Below are 20,565 nucleotides of genomic sequence, written 5' to 3' on the forward strand. Positions count from 1 at the left end.
CAGAACTGATCTGCATACACCGGACGTGGTTTGAAACTGTCCGCGACCGAGATCATCGACCCCCACATTACCCCTGATACGCATGAGTTCAGTTACACGCAGAGCACTATTGTTGTTTGTGTCGCCCTCGGCGAATTGGCGATTGCGGGAGTCCGGCAGAGCCTCGCTGGAATTCTTAGGCGAGTTTTTGTCTCCAAACCGTAACTACGCAGTACTTGCTACTAAGTAATCTATATCAACTACAACAATAACTATAGACTGTATGAATAAGCCGAGTCGAAATGGTTTGCCAAATGCCCTAGGCAAGCCGTCAAAACTGTTTCTTGGCGCCGCAGCCTTCGGACTAGCAGCGACAAGCCCCGTCTTTTCTCAATCTGAGGTAGACGACGAAGATGAAGTTTTCACCCTGAGCCCGTTTACGGTATCAGCTGGAGAGGATTCTGGATACGATGCGAAGCACACTCTTGCTGGCACGCGTGTCCGTACTGAACTTAAGGACGTTGGTTCCGCCATCTCCGTCATGACGGAGCAGTTCCTGGAGGATACGGGATCCACGAATGCCGAGGAAGCCCTCGTTTATGCCAATAACACCGAAGTCGTGGGGCAGGGAGGTAACTTCTTGGGGGGGCAGCGCACTCCAAACATTGGTTTGCCCGAAGCCTCTACTGTAGCAGGAACCCGTGTTCGCGGGCTTGAGAGCGCAGACAACTTGCGAGATTTCTTCCTCTCTAGCATTCCTTGGGACTCGTACAATGTTGATCGCGTCGACCTGCAGCGTGGAGCGAATTCTGTCCTTTTTGGTATTGGTAGTGCGGCTGGTATTATCAATACATCGGTTATCGATCCTTTCTATCAGAACGAGACCGAGGTGGAGCTGAAGTTCGATAATTTTGGTTCGATGCGCATGAGCGCTGACATCAACCGTGTCCTATTCGAGGATGAACTTGCGGTGCGAGTTGCGATCTTGAGAGATGACAAGAAGTATCAGCAAGATTCGGCTTTTCGGGAAGATGAACGCTTGTTCGTTGCGGCCAAGTGGGAGCCTAAGTTTCTTCGAAATGATAGTGATGTGTTCTCTCTCTCAGCCAACTTTGAGACCGGAGACATTGATCGTAATGACGTTGTCCTTACACCACCGGTCGACCTGATTACGCCCTGGTTCAATGACATGGGGCAGCTCACGGTGGATTACCTCGATTCATCAGGCTTGGATGGAACCAGCCCGTTTATCGGAAAAAATCCTTACTCGCACAATGGCGCTGCTATTGCTCTGTATCCGTTTGGTGAATCAACCCAATGGGGTTACAAGCAATCGAATGGTTTGAGAGGCGTTGGCGCTACCGACCAGAATCCGGGATTGCCGGTCGAAGGTAATGGACATCATTACGGTGTAGCGGACTGGGTTGGAATTGCGTTGGGTATGGAGCTTCCGGGCTCTAGCTCTGGCAAGACGGTTAACAAGTCGCTTACTGATCGCAGGGTCTTCGACTTCTATAATGATCACCTCTATGGTCCTAACAAGGGGCAGACCCAAGAGTTCAATACATATAACTTGGGTCTCACGAAAACCTTTTTCAATGGCGATTTGGCGTTCAACGTTATCTACGACAACCAGTCCAGTCGTCACGACAGTTATCGAATGACTGGGATCAATGCGATCGCGGTTGATTTCTACGAAACGCTACCAGACGGTTCTGCTAATCCGTTCTTGGGTATGCCTTACCTTCCTGGAAGTAAGGACGCTCCGTGGACCGTTCATAATAACGACCGTGAAACCCTCAGAGCTACCATGACTGGAGAGTTGGATTTCGCTAAGATTTTGGACAGCGATTCAATGCTCAGTAACATTCTCGGAAGGCATGTATTCACTGGAGCATACAGCGACTACGAGGAAACATCCTGGGGCTACGGAGCCGGCGAATCCTACTACACTGATCTAAGCTATGCGGTGACTGGAGTGGATATTGATCTCGCCCGTGATGACAGACGTATCATGGGACAGCACTATTTGAGCAATGTATCGATGTTGGGGCTAAGCAGCGCTTCCCAAGCGACTATTCATAGCTTGAATGTCATGCAGAGCCCGACGCCCGGCCAGATTGTGCAATGGGATGCGATCAATGGTAACAAGGCGCTTTATGATGTGCCAGCGGTAAACAACTACACTTCTGCAAATAGAAGACCTTCGTGGGCCTACGACAATCGCAACGAGATCGAAAGTCAGACTGCTGTTTGGCAAGGTTACCTATTGGGTGGGAACCTCGTGCCAATGGTTGGGTGGAGAGAGGATACTTTCGATCCCTACCAGATTAGTCCACTCGTGGGTGAATTGCCTGAGACTGGTGGATTCTTCGACTTGTCTCAACGTGATCCTAACGCCTTTACTTTCCTAGGCGATCAGGCTGCTGAAGGCCAAACTCACACATTCAGCGTGGTAGGCCACGTCCCACAAAATTGGGTTGAAAAGATCCCAGGTGTATCCGGATTGAGAGCACACTATAACGAGTCAGAGAACTTCCGTCCTGGAGGGATCAGACGTGGTGTACTCGGAGAATACATGCCGCTGCAGACGGGTGAAACCACTGAGGTCGGAATCTCGGCCGAGTTCATGGAAGGCAAGTATCGACTCAAGATCAACAAGTACGAATCCAACATCGCTAACGCGAACTCCCCAACACCGTTCTCTCAAGCTTGGGCGCTCAACTATGAGTTCTGGAATCTTGGAGCGGCTTATGGGATGAAGAAACTGATTGAAACCGGCGAGACTTGGCACATGCCAGTCTGGGGCAATGCGGCTCTCTTAGGTCCACTAGATTCGCCAAATGGCTGGGGTACTACTTCGGAAGGTTCCAAGTACGGAGCTGGCAACACCCTCTGGTGGGGACCTCCAAGTGATTTGGCTACTACATTTGTGGATACACCAGCAGGTGTTACAGAGGCTGAATGGCCGCAGGCAGTGGTGGATGAATGGTACGACTTGATGGTCGATTCCATAGATGCCTGGATCGAGATGGCTCCTCCTGAAGGCTTCCAGGACGCGTGGAACATGAATGATCGTCAAGATCCCGACGCGTTTAGCCCATGGTCTATGAGTGGTCAGGGCGAGATTCGCCCGATTGCGAATACGAGCTCCGAAGGTTACGAGATTGAATTCATAGCAAATCCGATCGAAGGCCTGAACATCTCCATGACCTTGGCCCAGACGGAAGCGATTGCTACTGATTCATGGTCGAACATGGGCTGGTTAGCCGAGCGCTATGAGCAATTGGTGACGACTCCTTTGGGCGCAATGATGATGTGGGATACTCGTGACTGGATTGGTAGAGAACTCTACAACGACACTGCTCTCAATCGTTGGGTCGAGTTCATCATGAACGATTACTGGTTGGCTACTGAGCTAGACGGTGCGGTCGTTCCAGAGCTACGTGAGTGGTCTGGCAATATCACTGCCAACTACTTCTTCAAGGATGGCGCTCTTAAGGGCACTAATTGGGGTGGTAGCGTTCGTTATCTCGACAAGTCCAACACTGGCTTCGCGTTCAATGAAGTATTCAATGAAGACCTCGGAGTGACTGAAGAGCGTTACGATATCACCAGACCGTATTACGCTCCTTCAGAAACGAAGTTCGACTTCTGGGTTGGCTACGAGAGAACACTCAGCGACAACATCGATTGGAAGGTTCAACTCAACGTACGGAACGTGTTTGCTGACAAGGATCTGATTCCAGTCACAGTACAGTCCTTCGATGGTAGTGCCGGACAGTTCCGCATTCCGGAACCACGCACTGTATCGATCTCCAACTCATTCTCGTTCTAGTAGGTTTCTAAGTTATCTCAACGGAGCCCGATGGCCAATCGGCTGTCGGGCTCTTTAATTTCTCACCCATTAAGTAAAAGAGTCGGAAGCGCACATAGTATCCGGAGCGGATAGCTGAGACAGTAGACGGGTGATCTCGAAAACAATGCCAAGAGAAAGATTGAGTTTCAATTCGGGGTGGAAGTTCAGAAGAGTTTCCTCCGGTTCAGGATCTGCCATTGTGCGCGACGGAAGTTGTGACGACTGGCTCGAACCTATGGGAAAATTCCTGCTACCTGAACCTGGTAGCGTGACCGAGCGTCCTGATAGCAGCTTGGGAGGGACCGTAGAGTATGTCCAAGCGGATTACGACGATTCGGAGTGGCGTGAACTTAACCTCCCTCACGACTGGGGAATTGAAGGACCGTTTGACCTGAACGCTCCTGGTGAGACTGCTAAGTTGCCTTGGCAAGGGATAGGGTGGTACCGCAAGCAGTTCGAGATCGATGAGGCTGATCTGGGCGGTATGGTATTTTTGGATATCGATGGAGCGATGGCGAACCCACTGATTTGGTGCAATGGCGCTTTTGTGGGTGGCTGGCGATTTGGATATGCATCATTCCGTGTAGATTTGACGCCCCACCTTCGAGCAGGGGGGGACAATTTGATCTCGATTCGCTTGGAGAATTTGGATGAAAGCAGTCGCTGGTATCCAGGATCTGGACTCTACCGAAATGTTTGGCTGGTTAAGAGCAGTCGCGTCCATGTCGAGCAATGGGGTGTACACGTTACCACGCCTAAAATCGAAGAAGATTCTGCTCTCGTTTGCATCGAAACGGTATTGAATGACGAGACAGGGGGCGAATCTGCAGGGAAGAGCGAGAATGCGATCTACGCTCCCAACACGCTCCTCCGACCCCTGGAGTTGCAGCATCGCGTTTTTGAAGCGAATAAAGAGGGATTGATCGTTGGTGAGGCCCTTGTAGAGTCCGCACGTGAGACAGTGGAGATCCAGGATGGATTTGCAGCGCACTCATCAATTTGCGTGACTATTGATTCGCCGAAACTCTGGAGTCCGCACAGCCCTAGCCGCTATGTTGTAGAGACACAGGTTTGGGAAGATGGTCAGTTGCAGGATAGAGTCGAAACTCTGTTTGGCGTTCGTAGTATGGCGTTTGATGCGGATAACGGTTTCTTGCTCAATGGAGAACGCGTTATGCTGCAAGGTGTTTGTTTGCACCATGATCATGGGGCTTTGGGTGCGGCCTTTAATGTATCTGCAATGCGAAGACAGCTTCTCAAGTTGCAGGAGATGGGGTGTAATGCGATTCGTACCTCGCACAACCCAGGGGCTCCGGAGATGTTGGATCTCTGTGATGAGCTCGGAATTTTCGTGATCGGGGAAGCCTTCGATTGCTGGGCCCTGCCGAAGAAGGAAAATGACTACTGCACCTGCTTCCAGCGTTGGCATGAGAGGGATTTGCGCGCGATGGTCCGGCGCGACCGTAACCATCCGAGCGTGATTATTTGGAGTATCGGCAACGAAATAGCCGAGCTTTGGCATCCCGAGGGATGGAAGCTTGGGCGGCGCTTGTCGGCAATCTGCAAAGAGGAAGACTCGAGTCGATTGACTACTGCTGGCTACAATTTTGGCGGGGCCGGATTTGACGGCATGCAGGCCGCGGTAGATGTAACGGGTTTCAACTACAAGCCGGATTTGTACGCCGAGTTCCATGAGCGGAATCCCACACGGCCGGTTTACGGTTCCGAAACTTCGTCCTGTATCTCGACGCGTGGAGCCTATTTTTTCCCGTTCAGCGACGAGCGCCTGGAGGGGCGTAAGGATTTTCAAGTCAGTTCGACGGATTTGCACACCGCAGATTGGGCATTCACTCCCGATGCGGAGTTCAAGGGCTTGGACGAGAATCCCTGTGCTGCGGGGGAGTTTGTCTGGACCGGCTTTGACTATTTAGGAGAGCCGACTCCGTTTAATGCGGATATGACGAACCTGCTGAACTTCTCGGACCTAGAAGAGCGCGAACGCATCGCTCGCGAGCTCGAGGAGCAGCGTAAAAACAGCCCGCCATCACGTAGCAGTTATTTCGGTATCATCGACTTGGCTGGTTTCGAGAAGGACCGTTTCTTTTTGTATCAAGCCCGCTGGCGGCCGCAGTTGCCGATGGCCCACATTTTGCCGCACTGGGATTGGCCGGAGAGAGAAGGGGAGCATACCCCTGTTCAGGTGTATTCTTCGGGTGACGAAGCGGAGCTCTTTATCAATGGGCGTTCCCTTGGTAGACAGAAGCGTGGTCCCCTCCAGTATCGATTCCGTTGGGACGAGGTTTACTACGAGCCAGGAGAGATCCGCGTGGAAACGTATAAGGACGGGGAACCTTGGGCGACCGCTTCGCGCAAAACCCCTGGGCCGGCCTCAAATATCGTTCTCGAGCAGAACTACCCTCGAGAAGGCGAAGCCGACTTGACCTATGTGGCAGTGTCTCTGGCTGACGAGAAGGGAGTCACGCTGCCTCGCGCGACCGATGAGTTGTCGGTTCAAGTCGAGGGAGGTGGCGAGCTCATCGCAACGGATAATGGAGATCCTACCCGACTCGAACCTTTCCAAAGCTCCACTTTGCCGCTTTTCTATGGTAAGGCGATAGTGATTATCAGGCGGAAGCCGGACACCGATGCTGGAATCAAGGTTAAGGTAGTTGCCGCAGGACTGCCCGAAGCTGAGCTTTCAGTATAAACGTTTTTAAAAAATTGTTCCCCAAAACGCATTTCAGAAAAGAACATGAGTAAACTCAAAGACGGAAAACTCTCGGTTGGAGAAAAAGTAGCCTACGGTCTCGGAGACACGGCTTCGAACTTCTACTTCCAGTTCTTCAACATGTTTCTGTTTTACTACTATACCGATGTCTTCGGCTTAGCTGCCGGAGCGGTCGGAATAATGATGACGGCGACACGCGTGTTCGATGCGGTGACCGACCCTTTGATGGGCGTCGTCGCTGATCGGACGGAGTCACGCTGGGGTAAGTTTCGTCCGTATATTCTTTGGGGGGCGATTCCGTACGGAATTCTCGGATACGCGATGTTTGCGAATCCAGACCTTAGCGATTCCGGAAAACTGATATACGCCTACATCACCTACAGCCTGACTTGGCTGATTTTTACTATTATCAATATCCCGTATTCGGCGATGATGGGGGTTATGACTCCGAACCCTGCGGAACGGACAGTGCTATCGTCCTACCGTTTCGTTTTCGCCTTTGGAGGTGGGTTCCTGATCAGTCTATTTGTTTTGCCGCTAAAGGAAGCGCTTGGAGGCGATGACCCTGCTGATGGCTTCCGCCGAACCATGATGCTCTTTGCTACTTGCTCGGTTTTGATGTTCTTTGTGACCTTCTGGTTCTGTAAGGAGCGAGTGAATCCGCCGAAGAGTCAAAACTCGTCTCTGAAGGAAGACCTGGGCATGTTGATTCTAAACAAGCCCTGGTTGGTTATGGTTTTCGTTTCGCTGCTCAACCTGACTGGTTCTGGTATGCGCGGCGCTTCAGGTATGTACTACTTCACTTACATTGTTGGGGACGAAGCGAAGGCGACCTTCTTCATGTCTAGCGGGATGGCGATGTTTATCGTAGGTTCCATGTCTGCTGCGTTCATCATCAAGGTCATTCCGCGTCGAACGTTGATGATCGCGCTCCCGATACTGAGCGGGATTGCCACCTTGGCTTTCTGGGTCGCGGATCCAAGCCAGTACTGGCTCATTCTTGGATTGAATATGTTGGCATCCCTACTGATGGGTCCGACTCCAGCGATCGTCTGGTCCTTCTACGCTGATGCTGCGGACTGGGGCGAATGGAAGCACGGACGTAGAGCGACGGCACTCGTGTTTTCGGCTTCAACCTTTGCCATTAAGATCTCACTTGCGATTGGCAGTGGTTTGCTTGGTCTGATTCTCACCCAGTACGGGTTCGTGGCGAATCAGGACCAGACGGAGACTGCGAAACTAGGTATCATGCTGAGCTTTGCAGTGTATCCAGGTATTCTAACAATTTTGAGTGGCCTGGTTATCTTCTTCTATCCGTTGAAGGAAAGAGACAACAAGCAGATCGAGGAAGAGCTCAACGAACGTCGTGTTGCGGCCGGGGATGCTGAGCCGGAACCAAGTGCGAGCTAGGCGAGCGTACTGAAGAAAATGGAGGGTGAGTCATGCTCGCCCTCGAAATCATATTGTCCATCAACTTACATCTTATCCTGCATTGAAAGGATGAGATGATCTCGTTAGGATTCGTTTCCCCATGAGTGCGATAAGACGTTACCTTGTACTAATTGTGATAGCGAACTGTGGTCTTTTGAATGCGGTGGATCGAATCGATCTGTCGGGAAACTGGAGCGTTGCGCTGGATCGAAAGGATGTCGGCGTTGCCGAAGAATGGTTTGCTGGGGCACTCCCAGGAGGCGCTTCCTTGATGCTTCCCGGCTCATTGCAGTCCCAAGGCTATGGCGATAAGCCAAGCATGGCGACTGAGTGGGTAGGTGGGATCCGTTACGATGAATGGGAGAAGTCGAAGTACGATCCGTACAAGAGCGACGAGAATTTTAAGATCCCATTTTGGCTGCAACCAGATCGAACCTACATGGGCGCGGCTTGGTACCAAAAGACAGTGGTGATCCCTGAGTCGTGGGCGGGGAAGCGAGTGGTGCTTTCTCTCGAGCGAGCGCATTGGGGAACTCAGCTCTGGCTTAATGACGCGTACGTGGGAGAGAGGGAGAGTTTGTCAGTGGCTCATGAATACGATTTGAGTCGGTTAGTCGTACCTGGCCAGCATACGCTGACTTTGCGGGTCGACAATCGGATACTCTACGAGGTGGGGATCAATGCGCATAGCGTGAGTGATCATACTCAGACTAACTGGAATGGAGTAATCGGGGGTATCGAGGTCTGGGCGGAATCTCCGATTTGGATAGAAGACCTGCAGGCCTATCCGGACCTTTCCGAGAACGAACTTGAAGTCGTTGTGGATCTGAAGTCGATAGGCTTCGAAGATGAAAAAGGAGAGTTGTATGTGGAGCTCGTCGGGAGTGGCAGTGTACTTGCCAGTGAAGTACGAGAAACGAAGGGGCACGTCGATCGACTTGCTGTAAGCCTTGCGCTTCCCGAAGAGGTGGCACTCTGGGATGAGTTCAATCCAGAGCTGTACACTGTGAGAACCGTCTACCGCACCTCGCAGGGGAAAAGCGAGCGATCCGCGCGTATTGGACTGAGAGAGATTCGGGTAGAGGGAAATCGGATACTTGTTAACGGTAATCAGGTGTCGCTTCGTGGGACTCTCGAGTGCGCGATCTTTCCGAAAACGGGGTATCCTTCGACTGATGTAGAGGAATGGAAACGAATCATTCGCATCTGCAAGGAGCATGGTTTGAACCACATGCGTTTCCATTCTTGGTGCCCTCCCAAAGCGGCGTTTGAAGCAGCTGACGAACTTGGCTTTTATCTGCAAGTGGAGTGCGGAGCATGGGCGAACCAAGGCGCTACAATTGGCGATGGAAATCCTGTGGATCGCTGGCTCTATGATGAGGCGGAACGCATTTTGGAAGCCTATGGTAATCACCCGTCGTTTATCATGCTGGGGTATGGAAATGAACCTTCCGGTCCGGGACGTGGAGGCGATTTTCTGAAATCGTGGATTAGTCATTTTCGGGCGATGGATACGCGACGATTGTTCACTGGAGGTGCAGGCTGGCCTAAAAACCTGGAAAGCCACTACCATGTAACGGGGGATGATGTGCGTGATCACAATTGGGGGTCGGGCTTAGGGAGTCGGATCAATTCGAAGAAGCCCGATACACTTTGGGATTTCAGCGATGGAGTGGAAGCCGAGACTGATCACCCGCTCGTTGCTCATGAGACAGGGCAATGGTGTGTGTATCCAAATTTTGATGAGATAGAAAAGTACGATGGTCTCTTGAAGGCGAAGAACTTTGAAGTTTTTCAGGATTTGTTGAGGAACAAAGGACTGCTCAATCAAGCGGAAGCGTTTCTGCAAGCTTCGGGGAAGTTGCAGGTCCTTTGTTACAAGGAGGATATCGAAGCGTCTCTGAGAACTCCTAATCTGGGAGGATTTCAGCTACTCGATTTGCATGACTTTCCGGGGCAGGGGACGGCTCCTGTTGGCGTGCTCGATCCGTTTTGGGATCCCAAGGGCTATGTAACGGCAGAGGAGTACAGCCGGTTTTGTGGACCGACTGTGCCACTAGCTCGCTTGCCTTCTCGAACCTACACCGATTCTGAGACATTGCGAGGAAGGGTTGATCTCTATCACTTCGGGGAAAGTGACTTGCTTGGAGAGATAGTGACTTGGACTCTGCAAGATCAGTCTGGGCGTGTTTTTAGAGAAGGTAGTTTTGAAGCCAGTGACTATCGAAGAGGTGGCGTACATCAGGTCGGTGGTTTCGAGATGGAGCTGAACGACTTGCCTGCACCAATGAAGTATATCCTAGACGTTCAGCTGAGAGATGCTCGGGTCGGTAATGATTGGGACCTGTGGGTCTATCCAAGCAATGTGGATACAGAGCCTAAGGATATTCTTGTATCGAATAGCCTGAATCCTGAGGTGCAGTCCTTCTTGAAAAGTGGGGGGAGTGTTCTTTTGAGCCTCGATCCAAGGGATGTTGCTACGGAAGTTGATCTTGGGTTTTCGCCGATCTACTGGAACACCGCATGGACAGAGCGACAAGCTCCCCACACTCTGGGAATCCTCTGTGATCCGGACCACCCAGCGCTCGCGGAGTTTCCGACTGAGTTTCACAGCAATTGGCAGTGGTCAGATATCATCCGTAGCGCAGCGGCCATGCAGCTAGAACGCTTACCGGCAGATGTTGATCCAATCGTTCAAGTTGTGCCCGATTGGTTCGAGCCCGAAATGTTAGCGATCGCGTTCGAAGTGAAGGTGGGAACAGGCAAGTTGTTAGTGACCAGTTTTGATCTGTCAGGTGATCTGGACGGGCGTCCAGTTGAGCAACAGTTTTTGAAGTCTTTGTTTGGATACATGACTTCCGGTGAGTTTGAGCCTAAGGCCAGTTTGTCGTGGGATGCTTTGTGGAATCTGGTGACGACGCCCTGAGTAGAGCTCCTGTCTTCTCAACGTAAAGTTCGGAAAATGTGACAGGTTTCATCGAAATGGTAAGGTAGCGGGTATCTTCTGAAAATTGGGACAACCGATCCTACCCACGAATCAGACTAACCCAAACCAATACCCTAAATGCTAAATGAACTTAGCGGATTCCGTCGAATCCCTGCGTTTGCGGTAGGCCTTGCTGTATTGCCTGCCTTTGTGTCTGCACAGACCGACAATAATGACGACGAGGACGAGATCTTCGAGCTTTCGCCCTTTGAAGTATCCGGTAGTGACGATACTGGATACAGAGCTACTTCTACCCTTGCTGGTAGCCGTATCCGCACCGACATCAAGGACATCGCTTCACCAATCAGTGTCATCACCGAACAGTTTCTAGAGGACACTGGTTCGCACGATAACACGGATTTGCTTGTATACACCACAAGCACTGAAGTTGGTGGGCAACAAGGCAACTTCGGTGGTATGGGCAATCGCCAAGACATCAGCGAGTCTGCTGCCCTTGTACAGCCAAACGCGAATACACGTGTTCGTGGCCTGGAAGCGGCTGATAACACCCGGAACTTCTTCCTGACGAACATTCCATGGGACGACTATAATGTTGATCGTGTGGACATTTCGCGTGGTCCGAACTCTATCCTTTTTGGATTGGGAAGTCCTGCTGGTATCATCAATAACCAGACTATCGCGGCTCACATGAGTGGGGCGGATAACGAGGTACACGTCGGCTTCGATAAGTACGGCAGCATCCGTTTCAGCTTCGATACGAATAAGGTGCTGATTGAAGATCAGCTCGCGGTTCGTTTCGCTGGCTTGAATAACGACAAGAAGTTCCGTCAAGACTCTGCGTTCCGCGAGGATCGTCGTTTGTATGGAACTGTAACCTACGAGCCAAAGGCGTTGAGTGAGGCCCTCGGAGGCCGTTCTCAGTTCAAGCTCAACTACGAAAACGGTGACATTGAGTCGAACAACCCGCGCAATTTGCCGCCTATCGACGCTATCTCCTTGTGGTTTGAGGATGAGGCTGGCGATGGTACCAATAACTTGAGAGGAATGGGCGGCCAAGTCTACGACTCAAGTGTTTTGGGAAGTGACCATTTTGGTCGTACGGACCGTTCTCTCACCGGTCAGATTCACAACGAAAAGCAGATACCCGCGTTTAGTGCAGTCGACGGCGGTGGCGTGAACAATGGCGGTGTCGTCGCGTTCTTCGCTCCTGGATCGATGGATCCACACCTCTACAGCCGTGTTGCTCCCCGCGATTACCCAGGTGGAATCAATACTGATGGAGTTGTAATCAATGACATCACGGGACATCCGTTCGTCTCTCCAAAGCGGTCAGCCAGCTACAATCGGTATGCGATCAGCATGAACGAGATTGACCCGGCTCAATTCCCGTTGGCGAAGCAAGGTTACTATCGTGATAAGACTCTCTCTGATCCGACTATCTTTGACTTCTACAATACTCTGATCGATGGCGACAACAAGCGTGAGTACAACAAGTGGAACGCATTGAACTTCTCGTTCTCTCAGTCGCTTTTCGAAGATCGTTTGAATGTCCAAGCCGTGTATGATCGTCAGGATTACGCGTACGGAACATCCGGATACGTGATGACTAATCCGTACATCGCGATTGATACGAATACGAACGGGTTCAATCGTATCACCGAATACACCAAGATCCCTAACCCTGATCTCGATGAGGCGGCAAGGGATGAAAACTTGGAGTTTGTGACAGACCTGTCGACCGGCTTTATCCGTGGGTTCACTCCTACTGCGGAGCGTCCTTACTACAATGAGTACGCAGGAGCGGCATTCGTTTACGGAGGTAACTCGAACAACTACGACAACGAAATTGGACGCGAATCGCTTCGTGCCACGGTCGTGGGCGAGATTCGAGGAGAGGACTTCTTCGATTCGGATTCGAAAATCGCACGTTTCCTTGGTAAGCATGTTTTCACTGGTCTCTATTCTGACGACACAGTGGATACGACCCAATCGGACTATCGCAACGTTGCCACGAGCTATGATTGGGCTGATCAGCGTGGTGGACCGACTGGCTTAAAGGCGCTTCATGAGAATACGCGTAACTTCTATCCGGTGTTCTACCTTTCCGATTCTTTGATTGGAAGAAACAGCGCGTCAGGTCTTAACCTACCAGGAGTTAGCGGTATTCTAAATCCAAGCGGTGCGACTACGATCGACTACTTCGATGCAACCTGGCCCCACCCGCTCGATCCAAATATCCCTGGATACATTAATCCTGCGGAAGAGGTAAATACGGTTTTGGGCGAGGCAGAAGGCGAAACCCAGTCAGGTATGTTCTATAACTATGTTGGACGCGTTAACGGTACGGACAACGTTCTTAACGCAGCGACAAATAAGGATGACCTTTATGTGGGCTATTCCCACCTTCGTGAGGAGGTCGAGTCCATTGGCTTCACTTGGCAAGGTTATTTCCTCGATGGCAATATTGTTCCGACCTACGGTTGGCGCGAAGATACGCTCATCAATCTGGACGGTCAGGGAACCGACGATCCGACTGGTGTTAACGATCGTATGGCCGTACTCACTACAACGCCTGGTTTCGGTCGCGTAAAAGGCGATACGGAGTCATGGGGTGTTGTTGGCCACATCCCATCGGAGTGGATGGAAAATGTTCCTTTCCTCGACGGATTGAGCGCCTTCTACTACGAAGGTCAAAACACCAAGGTGTCCGCTCGCTACAACTACGACGGTGTGCCGATCAACAATCCGGCTGCTGACAGTAAAGACTACGGTTTCACATTCTCGGCTTTGGATGATCGTTTGACGGTCAAGCTTGCTAAGTACGAGGTGGCGGTCACTAACGGTACGCTCTCTGGAGGTTCCGCTCTTGGTTCCGAGCAATACTACATCAACCAGCTTGAAGCCTGGGGGATGGCATCGGCGCTTATCGACTGGTATGGCTACAATGGTTTGGATACGACTCAACGCTGGTACTGGAACTGGGCGAATCGTGATGATCCAGTTAACATCGATTACAATATTGATCCATTCTCAGATGAATATCGTAACCACCCGTCAACCATTGCTCAGCAAGCAGCGATTGCCGACATGATCGCCAATGCGGATCAGGACTTCTTCGATGCGTATGAAATACCGATCGACGTTGGTCTCGTTCAGCAGTACTTCAACGCGAACGATGCGGAAGGTTTGGCTGCGGCTCTTTCCAGTGTGTTCCCACCAAACTCCTATGCAACTGGCCTTACTTCTCAGAGCGATAGCAAGATCAATGGCCTGACTCCAACAGGTGCGATCAATACGCTCTCTGAAGGCTACGAGCTCGAAGTCAACTTCCAGCCGAGCGAGAGCTGGACGATGCAGCTCAATGCTTCCAAGACAGATGCGTCCAATACTGGCCTCGGTCAGCAGATGGTAGACTTCATTGCGAGTCAGTACGCACGCTATCAAGGTCCGCAGGGTGACCTCCGCATTTGGTGGTCAGGTGAGCGTTCCATCACGCAGTTCTACGAGGAGAATATCCTCTCTGCTTTGGCCTTCCTCGAAGAGTCAATTGGTCAGCAGCTTCCTGAAATCCGTCCTTACCGAGCGTCGTTCATCACGAACTACCGTTTCAGAGATGGAGGCTTCAAGGGCGTGAATGTTGGTGGATCTCTTCGTTGGGCGGATGAAACCATCCTCGGATACGGTCTGACTTCGGACAATACGAAGATCGATGTGAACAAGGTCTACTACGGTCCTTCCGAAACCAATGTCGACCTCTGGGCCGGCTACGAGCGAAAGCTCTCTGACAAGGTAGACTGGAAGGTTCAGTTGAACTTGCGCAACGTAGGTCGCGATCCAGAGCTGATCCCGATATCCGTCAGTGTGAATGGTGAAATTGGCGCCCAACGTATCCAGGATGGAATGACGTGGACGGTAAGTAACACCTTCGAATTCTAATATTTAGCTAGCGGTAGCTAACTGTCGCCATGTCGAGGATTTCTGATGGTCCTCGCTTGGCGACTTTTTTGTGCCCGGAAGCATGGGGTTGGGAGTCTCTTTCTTTCAATGCTGCCCGTCTGCGAGCGCCTGTCGGTGCGAGCGAGGGTCACGCTCCAATTCGTGGGGGACGTCGGTTAATCCTTATAGATAGGGATACTGAACGTTGAGTTGCTTTCCGTTGAGTAAACGTTCTTATTGTTGGATAAGCGTTTAAAACAGTCCGAGCTCTGTTCCCAATTTACCCCTTGAGAGCTCGAGAACACCTCAATCTTCAACAGTTCATCATCAACATGAGTCGAGTTACCTTACGCCAGATTTCTGAGCGGGTTGGATGTAGTCGCTCCGCCGTCTCTTATGCTCTTCGAAATGACCCTAGCATTTCCACGGATTTAAGGCGCAAGGTGGCCAAGGTTGCAGCTGAGCTCGGCTGGGTTCCCGACTCGAATTTGGCCAAGCAGATGGCGATCGTTCGTGGTAACTTGGGGCAGGTCGACGTGCCAAATATCGCGATCGTGATCAATTGCTCGAGAGAAGGGCTAAAGGAAGGGCACGCTGCTCGTATGCAGTATGAGGGGGCGTTGAACCATGCCAAAAAACACGGCCTCAATATGTCGGTTTTCAATCTTGGTGACGAGCCTCTGTCGGCGAAACGGCTGAAAGGGATTTTCAAGGCGAGAGGCATTCAGGGGGTTGTTTTCATCGCGACGATCAACCCGGCTCTTCCGATCGAATATCTAGAGATTGGTCGAGACTTTGCCTGTTCCGTGTCGGGATTACGTTTCCCAGAGCTTCCATTCCACGTGGCGATCGGTGATTTTCTTGAAGCGGGGCGTATCTCTTTGCAGATGATGTTGGAATCTGGATACAAGCGACCTGCCATTATCATTCAGCGTGGCGTTGATGAACCGCTTGCCTGGGCCTTCGCGGGCGGAGTGACGACGGGTATGATGCAATTGGAACCGGAAAATCGAATCCCTATCTATCATGTGGGAGAGGATGAACTTGGAATCGGTGAACATCACCTGCCTGGGATCAAAAAGCTGTTTAAGGACAACAAGCCCGACTGTTGCTTGACCTTGGATCCGCGAGGTCTGCGTACCTTGATGGACGAACATTTCGACGATGATGAGGAAGTCCCCTTGTTCTCTCTCGACTGGCAGCCGGATCAGATAGTCGATGGTGGTATCGACCAACGCCATACGTCAATCGGTGAAGCCGCGGTTGACTTGGTGATGGGGCAGATTCGGCGTGGCGAGTTCGGTATCCCGCAGGTCCACCGTTCTGTCCATATCGAAGGGGAGTGGGTGGATGTCAGCTGCTCCGCGCAAATAGCCAAAGCGGGCTAGTTATCAGACTTTAACTAAAAACGGAAATTACCGATTCGGCGTGAATCGGTTGAGATAGTCATGAATCGAATTAAGGCATGTAAATGTGTGCTCGCCAGTTTTTCGCTTTTTGCGTGTGGAGGTTTTTCGGAACTCGTCGCGAAAGGTGACTTGGAAGTATCAGGAGGAAAAATACGAATGGAGAATTCGCTGGAGATGAATTTGACCGAACAGAACGAAAAGGCGTCGCAGTTATTAGGAGGCCTTGAAGGGCTTGATCTTCGCTTTTGCGAAGAGCCGAGACTGGAGGTCGCGTTTTTCGTAGAATCGGGGAGCTCGGAGTCGATAAGGAAGGTCGTTGGAGAGCTGAGCTTGCCAGGGTTGAATGGAGTTATCGCTCTGCGCCGGCCACACCCGTTTTGGTATCACCCGTACATGGGCGATAGCCTTGATGTGATCCCGGCCGACCCGAATCACAACTTCCTCGAGTTCCAGGAAGGGCAGGAGCGTGACACGGGTGAAATCCAGTTTCTCCTCTGGCGGAGAGATGATGAAAGCTACGGAGTGATGATTCCGCTATCCAACCAGGATAGACGATCGTTTTTGCGTAGAAACGGAGAGACTCTAGAGCAAATTGTTCGCTTTGATTCCCCGACTTCTGACTCGCGATCGACTCTGCTTGTTGCCCAAGGAGATGACCCGTATCAACTTGTTCGGTACGCTGCGGAGCTTATTTCTGAGGAGATTCCTAGCTTTCGTTTGCGTAATGAAAAGCGGTTGCCCGAGTTCGCCGACTTATTTGGCTGGTGTACTTGGGATGCCTTTTACAAAGAGGTTACCGCCGAAAAGGTCGAAAGCGGTTTGAAGGCATTCGCCGAAGGCGGAGCTGAACTGGGCTTTTTGATGATCGATGATGGCTGGCAGCAGCTCAAGGGATTCCGTTTTCGAGAGTTCGACACCGATAAGGAGAAGTTTCCTGATGGATTGTCAGCCACGGTTCGTATGGCGAAGGAGAAATATGGAGTGGGACTCGTTGGCGTTTGGCATGCTCTTCAAGGCTACTGGCATGGAGTTGTATCCGAAGGCGGTGTTTCCGAGCGTTTCAAAGTTGTAGAAGCTCAGTCGCCATCTCCGTATTTTGAGGAGTGGGGCGAACAGTTCGGTCCGAAAGCAAGAGGCTTTGTACACCCTGACGATATTCACCGTTGGTATCAGGAATTCTATGACTATCTGGCCGATGAAGGCATTGATATGGTAAAGGTGGATAACCAGGCGATGCTTGAGTTTTTCACCGAAGGAAAGGTTGGCAATGTGGCTTCGATGAAGGCTTACCAGCAAGCATTGCAAGGAGCTTCTCAGACCCACTTTGAGGGGAACCTGATCAACTGCATGTCGAATACAAACGACGTAGCCTTCCATCTCAGCGCCTCCGGAATTTGGAGGAACTCAGACGATTTCTATCCAAAGAAGCCTGCATCTCGCCAAGCGGATCACATCGTGCACAATGCTTACAATAATCTCTGGTCCAGCGCCTTTGTCTGGGGAGATTGGGATATGTTTCAAACCACTCACAAGCACGCAGAGTTTCACGCTATGGCACGTGCGATCAGTGGTAGCCCAGTTTACGTGAGCGACAAGGCGGATGCTCATGATTTCGAGATCATTCAAAAACTTGCTCTATCCGGTGGGCGTGCCCTCCGCTTTGCGGATCCAGCACAGCCAAGTTCTGCAAGTTTGTTTGTTGATCCGCGTACCAGCGAGACCTTGCTTAAGGTTAGTAACTCTAGTTCTGGAATCGGAACGGTCGCGCTCTTCAATTGCCATTCGGATGATGAAAGCGAAGAGGATGTGTTGCACAGTTCAGTGGGCGATTCGGTATCGATCGCTGATGTGTATCAACTAAGTGGTGACGTTCATGCTTTTTACGCCCACGCGAAAGGGCTGATGGGGCTTGTCCGGAAAAGCGAGTCGCTTTCGATTTCCTTGGATCCCATGAAGAGTGAGATTGTGACGATGTCTCCCGTTCGCAATGGAGTGGCGGCAATCGGCTTGATCGATAAATACACGCCCGCCGCTGCGATTACTGATCTGGATTGGATAACGGAAGGACTGCTTCGGGTTGCTCTCAAGGACGGTGGAGCATTTGCCGCTTATACCGGGAGTAAGCCGAAGAGTGTCAAGGTATCCGGCGAGTCGCAGACGTTTAATTGGAACGCAGACAGCGGGCTCCTGACCGTGGAAGTGAAAGGTGAGGGAGAGCTGGACCTAGATTTGATGTTCTAGCCTTTTTCATATGGTCAGTCGCGCGAGTTAGGGCTGACTGGCCCAGTCAGCCGCAATGCACCTTGGCGTCAACTCAAGCGCTCGAAGGCTCTTCATCTTCTTCTTCATCCGCTTCTGCTTCTCGTTCGGAGAGCGGTGCTACAGGCTTGGAGTCTGTATTTTTAGGGGAAGATGAAGAAGGAGAAGCAGAAGAAGAAGAAGAAGAAGAACGTTTTGGAGACGTTTTTCAGATAAGTTGACGCCAATGCGCAATGCAGGATCGAGTCTCCGCAGGCGGCCTGCGGCGAGGCCGCCCTACCTTTCACATTCAATGGGAACGTGCCTATACTTTTCTTTACTGATCCTGCTTTACGTAAGCGGGTTCGTTTCGTTTCCCGTCCCGGAAAAAGCGGGTTTCGTAAACGTGAGCGAGGGCGCCAATCCACGCGGCTCCGTGAGGGATCCAGTCCTCGTCGGTGTATTGGGCTGGGTGATCGTTTTCCTTCGTGGAAGGGATGTCCTGAGTAAACTGAGGGTTTACTGAAATGCCGTTGCAGACGGAACCCTTGATACGACTCCAGGCTTTTACGTGATTGGTTCCGATACTGTCGATGTGACTGTATGGGTGTGCTTCGCCGGGCGGAATATCTGCTTCGAATCTGAATGAACTCTCGAACATATCGCTGGTGAGCCCCACATTCAGGCCAGCAATCCACTGCAGGTTCGCTACTGAAATATCACGGAATGCTTCGTCACCGGTTTCTCGTTCGAGGTGAGAGGCGAGTAGGGCGTTCCAGGCGTAGGTAGCGTTGATGCCATGCCAGGGACCGCAGAAGGTTAAGAGACCTTCGCCGCGAAAATAGCCGACGGGCAAGATTTTGAAAGGGTTGCTTTCGCAGGCGGGTTTGAGGTAGCCCACGGCGAAGTCATGGACCGCCTGTATCCACGTTTTAGATTCAGGCAAGTGTCCCCAGCGATTGGCCGCTCGTAGCAATGGCAGTACATAGTTCGGAAAAACGCCGCCTGTGTCATGGCCGATGTGGTGATGGATGTTCGCCTTTTCGGTGAAGGGGCTGTCGTCGAAGGTACGAAAGTGTCCCCAGAATCCGCCTTCTTCATCCGCTTCGCCTTTTGCAATCTGGCGGGAGACGATCCGGTTGGCGAGGCGTTGACCTTCGCGCATGTACTTCTCTTCTGCTCCAGAGTGCCAGAGTTCCAAGCAAGCCCAAAGCTGCATCATAAGTTCACGCGTCATCCAGTCGGATGGCGGCTCAAAGCCTTCAGGAGCTCCGTGATTTATATGGGAGAAACCAACGGGACCGGTCGGTTTGAACTCCTTTTCAACGAAGCCATATCCTCTTCGCGCTCTGCGAAGGTACTCCTTGCTCTCTTCTGGGTAATAGTCGACTAGCAGTCGAGAGGCGTAGGAGAGGGCCACGATCGCTTGGGCGATATCGGTCTGCACGATAAACGGGTGAGTGTTTATTTCGTGCACGAATGAACCCTTGGGCAGACCAATTGCTTCGGCTCGATCTTGGCAACGTGCCACGTATTCGCAGCCTTGAATGATCTGTTTCGCGAGGCGTTTGTTTTGCTCCGGAGTCATGTTTTCGAAGCCGATCTCGTAGAGTTCGCAAAGTCCGATGATGGCGATGGCATGGGAACAGAGTTCGCGCAGGGTCGCGCCGCAATCTTTCCAGCCCACTTGGTTGCGAGCCCGAAGAGATCGTTCTTCGAACTGAGTGAGCCCCATCGTTTCAAGGCATGTGTCCCAGAGCTTACGCTCACGGATCTCGATCAAAGAGCTCTCCCATGTTCTCCCAGATGAGTCTTCGATTGATATCGTATAATCACCTTCGCCGAAGGTTGTGAAGTCGAGAACCCACCAGTGGTGTCTCCAGATCTCGCCCCAGTAGGAGGCCTCGAAGTCCTGACCGTTGATAGCGAAAAGAGGGCAGGGGGGGAGATCCTTCCGATCTGGGGCTCGGAAGAAGGCCTGCTTGGGACCGCCGAGATCGTAACCAATTTGTGAGTACAGTAAACCTTTGGCGTTCAT

9 protein-coding genes are annotated in these 20,565 nt (G+C 51.6%); 8 read left to right on the plus strand and 1 reads right to left on the minus strand.

Going from position 1 to position 20,565, the window contains the following annotated elements; genetic code table 11:
* The first annotated feature begins 262 nt into the window (after nt 1-262).
* From JIN87_RS17715 to JIN87_RS17750, 8 genes are all read left to right on the plus strand, one after another.
* Nucleotides 263-3,817, plus strand: coding sequence for a TonB-dependent receptor plug domain-containing protein (locus tag JIN87_RS17715; protein ID WP_200356935.1), 3,555 nt, complete (start codon nt 263-265; stop codon nt 3,815-3,817).
* A 145-nt stretch (nt 3,818-3,962) separates the two neighbouring features.
* The gene (gene galB / locus JIN87_RS17720; protein ID WP_325176395.1) at nt 3,963-6,545 is read left to right on the plus strand and encodes a beta-galactosidase GalB; all 2,583 of its coding nucleotides are present in this window, start codon (nt 3,963-3,965) and stop codon (nt 6,543-6,545) included.
* Between the two features lie 45 nt (nt 6,546-6,590).
* The gene (locus tag JIN87_RS17725) at nt 6,591-7,976 is read left to right on the plus strand and encodes an MFS transporter (RefSeq protein WP_200356937.1); all 1,386 of its coding nucleotides are present in this window, start codon (nt 6,591-6,593) and stop codon (nt 7,974-7,976) included.
* Between the two features lie 121 nt (nt 7,977-8,097).
* Nucleotides 8,098-10,923: a sugar-binding domain-containing protein gene (locus tag JIN87_RS17730; RefSeq protein WP_200356938.1), complete on the plus strand. Its 2,826-nt coding sequence runs from the start codon at nt 8,098-8,100 to the stop codon at nt 10,921-10,923.
* Nucleotides 10,924-11,061: 138 nt separating this feature from the next.
* Nucleotides 11,062-14,880 (plus strand): TonB-dependent receptor plug domain-containing protein, encoded by a 3,819-nt coding sequence (locus JIN87_RS17735; protein WP_200356939.1) that lies wholly within the window; start codon nt 11,062-11,064, stop codon nt 14,878-14,880.
* Nucleotides 14,881-15,167: 287 nt separating this feature from the next.
* Nucleotides 15,168-16,268, plus strand: a complete 1,101-nt coding sequence (locus JIN87_RS17740) for a LacI family DNA-binding transcriptional regulator (RefSeq protein WP_200356940.1) — start codon at nt 15,168-15,170, stop codon at nt 16,266-16,268.
* A 177-nt stretch (nt 16,269-16,445) separates the two neighbouring features.
* A complete protein-coding gene (locus tag JIN87_RS17745) occupies nt 16,446-18,530 on the plus strand; it encodes a Sip1-related alpha-galactosidase (RefSeq protein WP_200356941.1) in 2,085 nt (694 codons plus the stop codon).
* Between the two features lie 62 nt (nt 18,531-18,592).
* A complete protein-coding gene (locus JIN87_RS17750; RefSeq protein WP_200356942.1) occupies nt 18,593-18,769 on the plus strand; it encodes a hypothetical protein in 177 nt (58 codons plus the stop codon).
* Between the two features lie 95 nt (nt 18,770-18,864).
* Here JIN87_RS17750 and JIN87_RS17755 read toward each other — a convergent pair whose 3' ends face one another.
* Nucleotides 18,865-20,565, minus strand: a complete 1,701-nt coding sequence (locus tag JIN87_RS17755) for a glycoside hydrolase family 9 protein (RefSeq protein WP_200356943.1) — start codon at nt 20,563-20,565, stop codon at nt 18,865-18,867.

The organism is Pelagicoccus mobilis (genome assembly GCF_016595505.1).
GTDB classification, from domain to species: domain Bacteria; phylum Verrucomicrobiota; class Verrucomicrobiia; order Opitutales; family Opitutaceae; genus Pelagicoccus; species Pelagicoccus mobilis.

Coding starts and splice junctions, on each gene's coding strand:
- JIN87_RS17735 (WP_200356939.1), top strand. CDS start 11,062: ATGCTAAATGAACTTAGCGGATTCCGTCGAATCCCTGCGTTTGCGGTA.
- JIN87_RS17730 (WP_200356938.1), top strand. CDS start 8,098: ATGAGTGCGATAAGACGTTACCTTGTACTAATTGTGATAGCGAACTGT.
- JIN87_RS17725 (WP_200356937.1), top strand. CDS start 6,591: ATGAGTAAACTCAAAGACGGAAAACTCTCGGTTGGAGAAAAAGTAGCC.
- JIN87_RS17715 (WP_200356935.1), top strand. CDS start 263: ATGAATAAGCCGAGTCGAAATGGTTTGCCAAATGCCCTAGGCAAGCCG.
- JIN87_RS17745 (WP_200356941.1), top strand. CDS start 16,446: ATGGAGAATTCGCTGGAGATGAATTTGACCGAACAGAACGAAAAGGCG.
- galB (WP_325176395.1), top strand. CDS start 3,963: ATGCCAAGAGAAAGATTGAGTTTCAATTCGGGGTGGAAGTTCAGAAGA.
- JIN87_RS17755 (WP_200356943.1), bottom strand. CDS start 20,565: ATGAACGCCAAAGGTTTACTGTACTCACAAATTGGTTACGATCTCGGC.